Raw genomic sequence first — 10,337 nt, 5'->3', positions numbered from 1 at the left:
ATAGCAGGCGGCGCACCTTGAGGTGGCCGGCATGTGCTGCGTTCAGCCGGTCGCCATGCTTTTCCAATGTCGCCCGCGCCGCATCCAAAGCCTTGGCCGGCCAGCCGAGATCCCGTGAGACCAGCGCAATCTCGGCCTCGGCAACGACGCATCTCGCACGCGCAACCGCCTCTTTCGGGCCGAAGCCACGCGCGGCCCGCCGCAGCAGCGCCTTGGCGCGATCAAGATCGCCAAGTTGCGCCATGGCGATGCCGCGCAGCGCCAGCGCCGGCGGATCCTCGCGCAGGGCGACGCGATCCAGCGCGCCGAGCGGATCGCCTCCGGCCAGCGCCAGCGCCGCGGCGGTGATCAGCGAATCCATTCAAATCCCGTCACACTTGTAACTCCCACCCTTGTGCGTCGCCGCCCTAACTTAAATCCGTACCATCAACCGGCAAGCCGCATCGGCCAACTCTATCGGCAACGTGCGGCACGCCAAGGGAGAACCGACAATGCCAACCGACACTCCTCTCCATGACGCGGCCGAAGGCACCGTGAGGGTGCGCCACCCCTGCTGCGACGGGCCGGCTCCTGCAAATCCCGTCACACTTGTAACTCCCACCCTCGCGCTTCACCGCCCTATTCTGGCTGACAGCAAGCGACAACAGACTGGCAAAGGAGACGACCAATGACCAAGCACATCGCAATGAAGACCCCGCCGATCGTTTCGAGGCAGGACTGGGAAGCCGCCCGCGAACAGATGCTGGTGAAGGAAAAGGCAACGCTGCGGGCCAAGGACGCATTGGCCGCCGAGCGCCGGCGCATGCCGTGGATGGAAGTCGACAAGGCCTATCTATTCGAGGGGCCGAACGGCAGAGCGAGCCTGCTCGATCTGTTCGAAGGCCGCCGCCAGCTGATCGTCTACCGCGCCTTTTTCGAGCCCGGCGTGCATGGCTGGCCCGATCACGCCTGCCGCGGCTGTTCGCTGGGCGCCGACCAGGTCGGCCACCTCGCCCATCTCAACGCCCGCAACACCACTCTTGCCTACGCTTCACGTGCCCCGCAAGCCGACATTGCGCGGCTGAAGCAGCGGATGGGCTGGCAGATGCCCTGGTACACAATCACTGACAGTTTCGACAAGGACTTCGGCGTCGACGAATGGCACGGCCACAACGTCTTCATCCATGACGGCGACCGCATCTTCCGCACCTATCTCATCAACAGCCGCGGCGACGAGGCGATGGGCACCGTCTGGAGCTATCTCGACGCGACGCCGCTCGGCCGCCAGGAAATCTGGGAAGACTCGCCCGAAGGCTATCCGCAGACCCCGCTCTATTCCTGGTGGAACTGGCACGACAATTACGACGCCGGGGCCGACAAGAAATGGGAAGAAGTCTCTGCTGCCGGCGAGGCGGCGTTCAGGGACAAGGGCGAGCAGTAACGGTTGTCCCGCTTGGGTTCCTCTCCCCATTCCGTGGAGAGAGGAACCTGTCGTGGCTGGCATGAAGGATTAAGGCGATGAGCGATATCCACACAGGTGCCGGCAGCACGATCCCGGAAGCCGCCACCCTCGGGCTGGCCGACTGGCTTTGCCTTGCCGCGGCACCGACCTTTGCCGTGATGGCGCTGCTCACCTGCATCTTCAGCGGCGATGCGGCCATGCTGTGCATGGGCACCAACGCCTCGCCCCTCACGGGCATGGCCGCGATGTATCTGCTGATGAGCGCATTCCATCTGGCGCCCTGGCTGCGGGTGATTTCCGGCAGGCGGGTCCGCTAGGCGCAGCGCGCCGTTCCAATTCCAGACACCCCGCACATCGGAGAAGACAATGAGACTGGTCAGGCTGAGAGCGCCGGGCGGCTTGGGCAATCTCGACCTGGTCGAGGAAGATCCGCCCCAGCCAGGGCCGGGCGAGGTTCTGGTCAGGATCCGGGCCTGCGCGTTGAACATGCGCGACGACTTTGCCGTGCAAGGCAAGATGCCTCTCGCCGACGGCCGCGTTCCGCTCTCCGACGGCGCCGGCGAAGTGATTGCCCTCGGCGACGGTGTCGATGCACTCAAGCCCGGAGACAGCGTCGTCAGCGTCTTCTATCCCTGGTGGCTGGGCGGTGACATGACGCCCTGCACCCGGCGCGATGTTCCGGGAGACAGTTTCGACGGCTTCGCCAGCGAGTATGTCTGCATGCCGGCGCACGCTTTCACCAAGGCACCGGCAGGCTATACGCATGTCGAGGCGGCGTCGCTCACCTGCACGGGCGTTACTGCCTGGCGCGGCCTGGTTGTGTGCGGCAAGGTGAAGCCGGGCGACGCGGTGCTGGTCCTCGGTTCGGGCAGCGTATCGCTGTTCGCGCTGCAATTCGCCAGAGCCGCCGGCGCCCGGGTCATCGCCACCTCATCCGACGAGCAGAAGCTGGAAAGGCTCACGCGCCTCGGAGCCGACGCCGTCATCAACTACAAGTCCGTCCCGGACTGGGGTCGCAAGGCCAGGGATCTGACGGGCGGACGCGGTGTCGATCACGTGATCGAGGTCGGCGGACCCGCCACGCTGGCGCAGTCCATTGCGGCCTGCAGAACGGGCGGTCACATCGCCCTGGTCGGCGTCCTGACCGGCTTTGCGGCGGAAGTGTCTATCCCCGCCCTGTTTTCCAACCAGATCCGCATCAGCGGCATCTCCATCGGCAGCCGGGCCGACCAGGAGGATATGATCCGGGCGATAGAGACTATCAGGCTGAAGCCCGTCATAGACCGCCATTTTCCGCTGCAGGACATCGCCACCGCCTTCACCCATTACGGATCCCGGAAGCATTTCGGCAAGGTCTGCCTCGAAGTCTGAGCGGCTTCCGCTCGGTCTAATGCAGGTGCCTGAGTTTGTCGGGGTTGCGCATCACATAGATGGCCGCGATCTTGCCGTCCTCGATGTCGAGTGCGGTCGTCTGCAGCTCGCCATCGGCTTCCAGCGTGACGAAGCCAGGCAATCCGTTAACGAAGCCAAAGCGAACAAGGGTTGAGCCGTTCTCCTGGAGCCAGGCGACCACGCGCTCATATTGCCGCATGACGGCATCGAACCCGTGAACCACATCCGTGGCTGCGGGACGCTTGCCGCCGCCATCGGCATGGGCACTGACATCGGCCGTCAGCATCGCCCCAAACGCCTTCATGTCGCCGCTGCGCGAGGCGGCGAAAAAGGCCTCGGCCAGCGCCAGGCCGCGTTGCTTTTCCACCTTGAAACGCGGCCGCGCCTCACGGACATGGGTGCGCGCGCGGGCAGCAAGCTGGCGGCAGGCGCCGGGCTCGCGCTGGATGGCGGCGGCGACCTCCTCGAACCTAAGCCCGAACACATCGTGCAGCAGGAAGGCTGCCCGCTCGAGCGGGGAAAGACGCTCCAGCACCAGCATCAGCGGCAAGGTGACGTCTTCCTCGTCGTCCTCTTCCACCAGCGGATCGGGAAGCCAGGGACCGACATAGGTCTCACGCCGGTGGCGCACGGATTTGAGCTGGTCGAGACAAAGCCGCGTGACCGTGCGGCGCAGGAAGGCCTCGGGCTCGCGCACATCGCTGCGGTCGGCCTTCATCCAGCGGATGAAGGCCTCGTGCACGATATCCTCGGCATCCGCCACGGAGCCAAGCATGCGGTAGGCAACGCGCCGGAGCTTTGGTCCGAGCACGCCGAAATCCGGCACGGCATTTTCGGCTCCTGCGTCCGTCATCAGGCGGCGGCCGCCTTCGCCGCGGACCGGATCGCCGCCGGATCGACCCAACCGCCGAAACCGACCGCAAGGCGGTTGTAGCCATTGATGACATTGATCATCAAGGTGAGCTTGACCTGCTCTTCCTTGGTGAACTCGGCGTCCAGGGCATCGTAGGCGCTTTCATGCGTGTGTCCTTCGCTGATCCGCGTCAGCGCCTCGGTCCAGCCGAGCGCGGCACGTTCACGATCGGTGTAGCAAGGCGCCTCGCGCCACGCCGACAACAAATAGAGGCGCTGCTCGGTTTCGCCGTCCTCGCGCGCAAACACCGTATGCATGTTGAGGCAATTGGCGCAGCCGTTGATCTGTGATGCCCGTATCTTCACGAGCTCGGCCAGGCTCGGCTCGAGGCTGGAGGAAATGGCAAAGGATGCGCGCTGCCATTCCTTCATCAGCGAAGGTGCAGCGGTGAAGAGATCAAGTTTTGCAGTCATGATTGGCTTCCTTCTGTTGGTGCCGACATCATGACGAGCCAGGATCCGCCGGTGTGACATACCTGGCGAAATTTTCTGGCAGTTGGCGGCAGCCTGCCTGCTTCATGCCTCGGCCGCCTGGGCCTCGAGCGCCCGCATGACATCGGCTTCGAAGGCGCCTGGCGTGCGGTTGGCCTCGGCCAGTTGCCTTGCATCCCAGTCGCGGGCGATGCGGCCGTCGGCCAGAAGCACGGCGCGGGTGCACAGGCCGGGTACGGCTTCCACGACATGGGTGGAGATGATGGCGGCATGGCGGCCGCTTAGCGCCAAGGCCCGGATGATGCGCTTGACCTCGAAGGCGGCCAGCGGATCGAGGCCGTTGAGGGATTCGTCGAAGATCAGCAGCGGCGGCGCGCCAAGCAGTGCCGCGGCGATGGCGATCTTGGCCCGCGTCCCAAGCGAATACTCGGCAATCGGCCGTTCGATCCAGCGTCTCAACCCCAGCCGCCCGGCAATGTCGACGCCCGGCCAGTCGTCTTCCACACAGCCACGGATCGATGCGACCAGCTGAAGATATTGCCGCCCGGTAAGCGCCGCCGGCAGGTCGGGCGGATCGATGGCGAGGCCAAAGCCGACCTTGGCGCGCTCCGGCGCGCCGGCGAGATCGACGCCGTCGATAGTCACGCTTCCCCCTTCCAGGCGGATTTGACCGGTGATCGCCTTCAGCAGGGTGGATTTGCCGGAGCCGTTGGCACCGAGCAGGCCCAGGATGTCGCCGGGCTTGAGTGTCATGCCGATGCCGCTGGCGACAGGGCGGCCGCCATAGCCGGCGACAAGACCACGGACGGCAAGGATATCTGCAAGATCGCTGCTGCTAGCCATGGCGATACCTCTGTTGTGCCCTGTGCCATAGAAACAGCACCAGGGCGGCAAAGCCGATCAGCACGGTGCGCCCATATTCGAGCGACTCGTAGCTGGTGTAGGCGATGGCGCTAAGGAAGCTCAGCGCAGCGACGAACGGCGCGGTCATGAAATAAGCGGCAAAGACCGCATAGGCGCCGTTCAGCGCCAGCAGCCAGAAACCGCTGGCAAGAGGCATTGCCCAGGCCGATGGCTCCGCCGCCATGGCCGCGCCGGCCGGCAAAAGAAAGAAGGCGACCGACAGTTGGAGCGGAAGCCGCACCAAGCGCAGCCACGCCCTGGCAAAACCGAGCGGTGCGGTGCGCAGCACCGGCGATCCGAGCGGGTGGAACCGCGCGCTCAACATGAACACGGCAAGGCCGCCGGTCAGGGCGGCCATCGCCGCCGGGACCGCGCTGGCGTGGATGAAGCTGGCCGCGGCGGCAAGGCTGGCTGCGAGACCGAGCAGGATCGACGCGCCGATCAGCCGCCATGACGGCCGCACATAGCCGGCAGGCAGGCCCCAGGCCCAACTGGCAAGCCAGGCTGGTGTCGACCGGTCGAAGGCGTGCAGCAAAGGCCGGCGCGCGCCCGTTTCGACAACCAAAGCAGCCGCTTCCGAGTTGGTCGACTCGTAGTCCCGTCGCAGGCGCCAGCCGGCTGCCAAGGCAAAGCCGATACCAAACAAGATCGCGGCGCCAAAACCCCAGGCCGGCGCCAGCGGTTTTGCGATGACGGCACAGCCGAGACCGACCGCCGCCGCGACCACGAGGGCAAGCGGAATAGCCAGCACGAACGCCGCGACGACCGCCATGCGGCGGCGCTCTCCCGACGACAACGGCAATGCCGTCAGGAACGGCGCGTAGGCTCGCGACAGGCAAAGGCCGGCAAGCGCACTGCCCGCCAAACCGCCAAGGCAGAGCAATGCAACCGGCAGGCCAAGCGTCCACAGCATCTGCGCTTGCCGCAACGCGGCCGCCGCGCCACGCAAGGCAATGACGATATCGGCCACGGCATAGGTGAGCAAAGCGCCGCCGCCAAGCGCGATCCAGGCCAGGTCACGGCGGCGCATCGAGCGCAGTCCGGCTAGCACTTCGCGCCAAAGCAGGGTCAGGACCAGCCTGTCGTGCCGCATTGTTTCATCTTCGCGATCAGGTTTCGAATACGAACGGGACACCGACATAGGTCAGCGACAATTGTGCCGCCAGTAGGGCCATCGCGGCTCACCTACATACATCGGATACATACATCGGATGCCCCTCAAATCATGGACAGGTCTGGTTGTTGCACGGCCGGAATCAAGCCGCCCTCACCGTGCCTTTACAGCCCCAAACCGCAACCCGTCCATCAACAGCTTGACCAGCCGGCGCGAGCGGTCGCGCCATTCGGGGGTGTCGGGCGCTGAGTAGATGCCGCCCAGCGCGTGCAGCACGTCGGAAGCGTCGACGTCGCCGCGGATGGTGCCGTCGGCCACCGCCGCTTCGACCAGCTGTCGCAAGGCTTGCGACACCCGGCCGAACGTGTCGGAAAACAGCGTCGAATTGGTGGTGAGCACGATGCGCAGGCTGGTCGCCAGGCCGCGCTTGGTGGCGATGTAGTCGACGAAGCGCTGCATCCACTGTTCCAGCGCGACATCGGACGGATGTTTCTGGGCAAGCTCGCCGGCGGCCGCGCAGAGCGCCTCCACCTCACGACGATAGACCACCTCGACCAGATGCTCGCGCGTCGGGAAATGCCGGTAGAGCGTGCCGATGCCGACGCCGGAGCGGCGCGCGATCTCCTCCAGCGAGCCATCGATGCCGCGCTCGGCAAAGACCGACACCGCCACCTCGACCAGCCGGTCGCGGTTGCGCCGCGCATCGGCGCGCAACGGCTTTGCCTCTACGGCCTCGGCCTTCTGTTCAGCAATGGCGGACGGCTCGCTGGCCAATTTTTTCTCCACATCGTGTCAGGGGGCTTGAACCCGGCCGGTTCAGCCACCACGTAATAAACGGAGGCGCCTCCGTTTTAGTGGAGCACCTTTATCATATAATCAGGGGAACCGGTATGTCACGTCTGCAAACTGCCGAGCGTGAAATCTCCCCCCTCGAGGGGGAGATGTCGCCGGAGGCGACAGAGGGGGTCGGTTCGACTGGGCGCGACCTCTTGCGGCAGTTGGAGGCTAGCGCTCCACGCGAGACGACCCCCTCTGGCCTGCCGGCCATCTCCCCCTCGAGGGGGGAGATTTCGCTCTCCGCCGCCTTGCCCTTCCCCGCCCCGACGCCAGTTCAATCCCATCCGCGTCAAGCAACTGGAGCCAGACGCCCATGACCAGCCTTCCCATCACCCTCACCATCAACGGCCACCGACACGAACTGGAGGTCGATCCACGCGTAACCCTGCTCGACCTGCTGCGCGAGCGGCTCGATCTCACCGGCACCAAGAAGGGCTGCGACCGCGGCCAGTGCGGCGCCTGCACGGTGCTGGTCGACGGCAAGCGCATCAACTCATGCCTGGCGCTGGCGGTCAGCCATGACGGCGCCCAAGTCTTGACCATCGAAGGCGTCGCCCACGGCGAGGAACTGCATCCGGTGCAGGCCGCCTTCATCGCCCATGACGGCTTCCAGTGCGGGTTCTGCACACCCGGCCAGATCATGAGCACGCTCGGCCTGATCGCCGAGGCACAGGCCGGCGACGATCCCGAACGCATCCGTGAGGGGCTGAGCGGCAACATATGCCGCTGCGCGGCCTATGGCGGCATCGTCGAGGCCGTCCTGGAAGCCCAGCAACAGCTTGTCAAAGCCGACCGGAGGACCGCGGCATGAGAGATTTCGACTACATCAGGCCCGCCACCATCCCCGACGCCATCGCCGCGGCAGCCGAGCCGGGTTCGGCCTATCTCGCCGGCGGCACCAATTTGCTCGACCTGATGAAAGGCGGCATCACCAGTCCCGAGCGTATCGTCGACATTTCCCGGCTGCCGGAACTCAACCGCATCGAACGGCTGGACGATGGTGGCCTGCGCATCGGCGCGCTGGTCCGTAATGCCGACCTTGCCTACGATCCGGCGTTCGCCAAATCCTATCCGGCGGTGGCCGAGGCGCTGCTGTCGGGTGCTTCGGCGCAGCTTCGCAACGCCGCCACCGTCGGCGGAAATCTGTTGCAGCGCACGCGCTGCAGCTATTTCTACGACACCGCCAGCGCCTGCAACAGGCGCGAGCCAGGCGCCGGCTGCGATGCGCTGGACGGCGAGAACCGCCTGCACGCCGTGCTAGGCTGGAGCGACGCCTGCATCGCCACCCACCCGTCGGACTTCTGCGTGCCGCTGGTGGCGCTCGACGCCGTGGTCGAGATCGAGGGCAAGAAGGGCCGGCGTCATGTGACACTGGAGGAATTCCACCGGCTTCCCGGCGAAACGCCGCAGCGGGAGAATGCGCTGGAGCCCGGCGACCTGATCGTGGCGGTGCGCCTGCCGGCGGAGGCGGCCTCCTTCTCCGCCAATGCCCGTTACCTGAAAGTCCGCGAACGCACCTCTTATGCTTTTGCCGTCGTATCGGCCGCGGCAGCGCTCGTCGTCGATGGCGGCAAGATCCGCGCCGCAAGGCTGGCACTGGGCGGCGTCGCGGCCAAGCCGTGGCGGGCCCGAACGGCGGAAGCCGTCCTGCTCGGCGCGGACGCCAGCGAGGCGACCTTCGCGAACGCCGCGGACGCTGCCTTGGCCGATGCCAGCCCCTCCGGCGACAATGCCTTCAAGATCGAGCTTGCCCGCCGCATCGTGGTCAGGGCGCTGATATCTGCGCTTTCGGGAACGCCCGAGCGTCTGCCAGCCCTTCCTGCCTCCCCGTTCTCGAACATTCCCGGAGCGCGCCATGACGCTTGAACTCGGCCTCAACCAGCAACCCGCCCATGCCCGGCAGGGCTCCAGCATCGGCCAGCCGCTGACCCGCCGCGACGGCTTTCTGAAAGTCACCGGAGCCGCGCGCTATGCCGCCGACAACCATCCGCCCGGCATGCTCTACGCCGTGCTGGCGGTCAGCAGCATCGCACGCGGCCGCGTTGCCACTCTGGATGTCGAGGCGGCAAAGGCGCACCAGGGCGTGGTCGAGGTGATGACGCCGAAGAACCGGCCGACGCTCGCCACCGATCCGGACGCCAAGGACCACCCCTTCATGTTCCGGCTCGACCTGCTGCAGAACGATCAGGTCCGCTACCCCAACCAGAGCATCGCCGTGGTGATCGCCGAGACGCTGGAGGCGGCAACCGAGGGGGCGGCTTTGCTGTCGCCGCGCTATGAAGTGCTGCCGGCGCGCGTTGGCCTCGACGGCGCTGAAAGCTTCGTGCCGCGTGGTGTCGGCGTCGGCGGTCCGGCCGTGCAGCACAAGGGCGATGTCGAGGCCGGCCTCAAATCCGCAAAGACGCGGATCGAAGCCACCTACGAGACGCCGGCCCAGTACCACAACGCCATGGAGCCGCATGCGATCGTCGTCGCCTGGGATGGCGACACACTGTCGATCGACACGCCGAGCCAGGGCCTTGCCATGGCGCAGGGCCGCATCGCCGGCCTGTTCGGCATCGCACCGGAAAACGTCCACATCCGCAGCCCGTTCCTGGGTGGCGGCTTTGGCTCGAAAGGCATGATCTCCGGACCGCAGGTGCTCGGCATCCTGGCGGCGCGTCTCGTCGGCCGTCCGGTCAAGCTGGTGCTGCGGCGTGAGCAGATGTACGGCCCGGTCGGCCACCGTGCGCCGACGCGCCAGACGCTGCGCTTGGGCATGGATGGCGAAGGGCGGCTGACGGCACTCGACCATCACGCCAAGACTGCGTCGAGCACGTTCGACGATTTCTTCGAACCGGCGGCGGATGCCTCGCACACGCTCTACGCCAGCCCGGCCATCGCCACCTCGCACGATGCGGTGCGGTTGGACACCGGTACCCCGCTGTTCATGCGGGCGCCCGGCGAAGCGACCGGCTCGATCGCGCTGGAGAGCGCCATCGACGAGGCGGCTCACGCCTGCGGCATGGACCCGCTGGAATTCCGGCTGCGGAACTATGCCGAGGTCGAGCCGATGACCGGCAAGCCGTTTTCCTCCAAGGCGCTGCGCGAATGCTACAGGCAAGCGGCCGAGACGTTCGGCTGGGCAAGCCGCCCGCTTCAGCCGCGGCTGATGCGCGACGCGGACGGTTTCCTGACCGGCTGGGGCATGGGCACGGCGACGTTTCCGGCCCTGATGTTCCAGGCCGAGGCCCGCGCCGTGCTGAGAAGCGATGGCAGCGGCCTGATGGAGACCGGCGCGCAGGACATGGGGCAAGGCGCCTGGAC

11 protein-coding genes and 1 pseudogene are annotated in these 10,337 nt (G+C 66.3%); 6 read left to right on the top strand and 6 right to left on the bottom strand.

Annotated elements, in window-relative coordinates:
* Window positions 1-361, bottom strand: a pseudogene (locus EOD15_RS20300) (helix-turn-helix domain-containing protein); the annotation flags it as partial.
* A gap of 306 nt (window positions 362-667) precedes the next feature.
* Between EOD15_RS20300 and EOD15_RS20295 the strand changes: the two are divergent.
* The 3 genes from EOD15_RS20295 to EOD15_RS20285 all read left to right on the top strand — a co-directional run bounded on the left by EOD15_RS20295 (window position 668) and on the right by EOD15_RS20285 (window position 2,812).
* Entirely contained in the window at window positions 668-1,420 is a 753-nt protein-coding gene (locus EOD15_RS20295; protein ID WP_127408765.1) for a thioredoxin family protein, read from the top strand.
* A gap of 77 nt (window positions 1,421-1,497) precedes the next feature.
* A complete protein-coding gene (locus tag EOD15_RS20290; RefSeq protein WP_127322698.1) occupies window positions 1,498-1,758 on the top strand; it encodes a hypothetical protein in 261 nt (86 codons plus the stop codon).
* A gap of 49 nt (window positions 1,759-1,807) precedes the next feature.
* Entirely contained in the window at window positions 1,808-2,812 is a 1,005-nt protein-coding gene (locus EOD15_RS20285; protein WP_127322697.1) for an NAD(P)-dependent alcohol dehydrogenase, read from the top strand.
* A gap of 16 nt (window positions 2,813-2,828) precedes the next feature.
* Here the strand turns inward: EOD15_RS20285 and EOD15_RS20280 are convergent, their stop codons facing one another.
* The 5 genes from EOD15_RS20280 to EOD15_RS20260 form a co-directional block, all read right to left on the bottom strand.
* Complete coding sequence (locus EOD15_RS20280) at window positions 2,829-3,686, bottom strand: sigma-70 family RNA polymerase sigma factor (protein ID WP_127322696.1); 858 nt, start codon at window positions 3,684-3,686, stop codon at window positions 2,829-2,831.
* Window positions 3,686-4,159: a carboxymuconolactone decarboxylase family protein gene (locus EOD15_RS20275; RefSeq protein ID WP_127322695.1), complete on the bottom strand. Its 474-nt coding sequence runs from the start codon at window positions 4,157-4,159 to the stop codon at window positions 3,686-3,688. Before EOD15_RS20275 ends, EOD15_RS20280 begins: the two co-directional genes overlap by 1 nt.
* A gap of 102 nt (window positions 4,160-4,261) precedes the next feature.
* Window positions 4,262-5,020, bottom strand: coding sequence for an ABC transporter ATP-binding protein (locus EOD15_RS20270; RefSeq protein WP_127322362.1), 759 nt, complete (start codon window positions 5,018-5,020; stop codon window positions 4,262-4,264).
* Entirely contained in the window at window positions 5,013-6,173 is a 1,161-nt protein-coding gene (locus tag EOD15_RS20265) for a hypothetical protein (protein WP_127322361.1), read from the bottom strand. The genes EOD15_RS20270 and EOD15_RS20265 overlap by 8 nt, the downstream gene beginning before the upstream one ends.
* Window positions 6,174-6,347: 174 nt before the next feature.
* On the bottom strand, window positions 6,348-6,968 hold the full coding sequence (locus tag EOD15_RS20260; protein WP_127322360.1) for a TetR/AcrR family transcriptional regulator: 621 nt from the start codon (window positions 6,966-6,968) through the stop codon (window positions 6,348-6,350).
* A gap of 376 nt (window positions 6,969-7,344) precedes the next feature.
* On the opposite strand from EOD15_RS20260, the gene EOD15_RS20255 reads away from it, so the two are divergent.
* The 3 genes from EOD15_RS20255 to EOD15_RS20245 all read left to right on the top strand — a co-directional run.
* Window positions 7,345-7,842: a (2Fe-2S)-binding protein gene (locus EOD15_RS20255; RefSeq protein ID WP_127322359.1), complete on the top strand. Its 498-nt coding sequence runs from the start codon at window positions 7,345-7,347 to the stop codon at window positions 7,840-7,842.
* Complete coding sequence (locus tag EOD15_RS20250; RefSeq protein WP_127408764.1) at window positions 7,839-8,897, top strand: xanthine dehydrogenase family protein subunit M; 1,059 nt, start codon at window positions 7,839-7,841, stop codon at window positions 8,895-8,897. Before EOD15_RS20255 ends, EOD15_RS20250 begins: the two co-directional genes overlap by 4 nt.
* Window positions 8,887-10,337: molybdopterin cofactor-binding domain-containing protein (locus tag EOD15_RS20245; protein ID WP_148129593.1), on the top strand; the 1,451-nt coding region annotated here is incomplete at its 3' end. The genes EOD15_RS20250 and EOD15_RS20245, both read left to right, overlap by 11 nt.

The sequence above is a fragment of the Mesorhizobium sp. M7A.T.Ca.US.000.02.2.1 genome, assembly GCF_003996995.1.
Taxonomy (GTDB): domain Bacteria; phylum Pseudomonadota; class Alphaproteobacteria; order Rhizobiales; family Rhizobiaceae; genus Mesorhizobium.
The sequence above is the reverse complement of the archived record's forward strand: the minus strand, read 5'-3'. Positions and strand labels throughout refer to the sequence as shown.

What these genes read in the sequence shown, in the direction of transcription:
- EOD15_RS20295 (WP_127408765.1), top strand. Translation starts at nt 668, where the DNA reads ATGACCAAGCACATCGCAATGAAGACCCCGCCGATCGTTTCGAGGCAG.
- EOD15_RS20290 (WP_127322698.1), top strand. Translation starts at nt 1,498, where the DNA reads ATGAGCGATATCCACACAGGTGCCGGCAGCACGATCCCGGAAGCCGCC.
- EOD15_RS20285 (WP_127322697.1), top strand. Translation starts at nt 1,808, where the DNA reads ATGAGACTGGTCAGGCTGAGAGCGCCGGGCGGCTTGGGCAATCTCGAC.
- EOD15_RS20280 (WP_127322696.1), bottom strand. Translation starts at nt 3,686, where the DNA reads ATGACGGACGCAGGAGCCGAAAATGCCGTGCCGGATTTCGGCGTGCTC.
- EOD15_RS20275 (WP_127322695.1), bottom strand. Translation starts at nt 4,159, where the DNA reads ATGACTGCAAAACTTGATCTCTTCACCGCTGCACCTTCGCTGATGAAG.
- EOD15_RS20270 (WP_127322362.1), bottom strand. Translation starts at nt 5,020, where the DNA reads ATGGCTAGCAGCAGCGATCTTGCAGATATCCTTGCCGTCCGTGGTCTT.
- EOD15_RS20265 (WP_127322361.1), bottom strand. Translation starts at nt 6,173, where the DNA reads ATGCGGCACGACAGGCTGGTCCTGACCCTGCTTTGGCGCGAAGTGCTA.
- EOD15_RS20255 (WP_127322359.1), top strand. Translation starts at nt 7,345, where the DNA reads ATGACCAGCCTTCCCATCACCCTCACCATCAACGGCCACCGACACGAA.
- EOD15_RS20250 (WP_127408764.1), top strand. Translation starts at nt 7,839, where the DNA reads ATGAGAGATTTCGACTACATCAGGCCCGCCACCATCCCCGACGCCATC.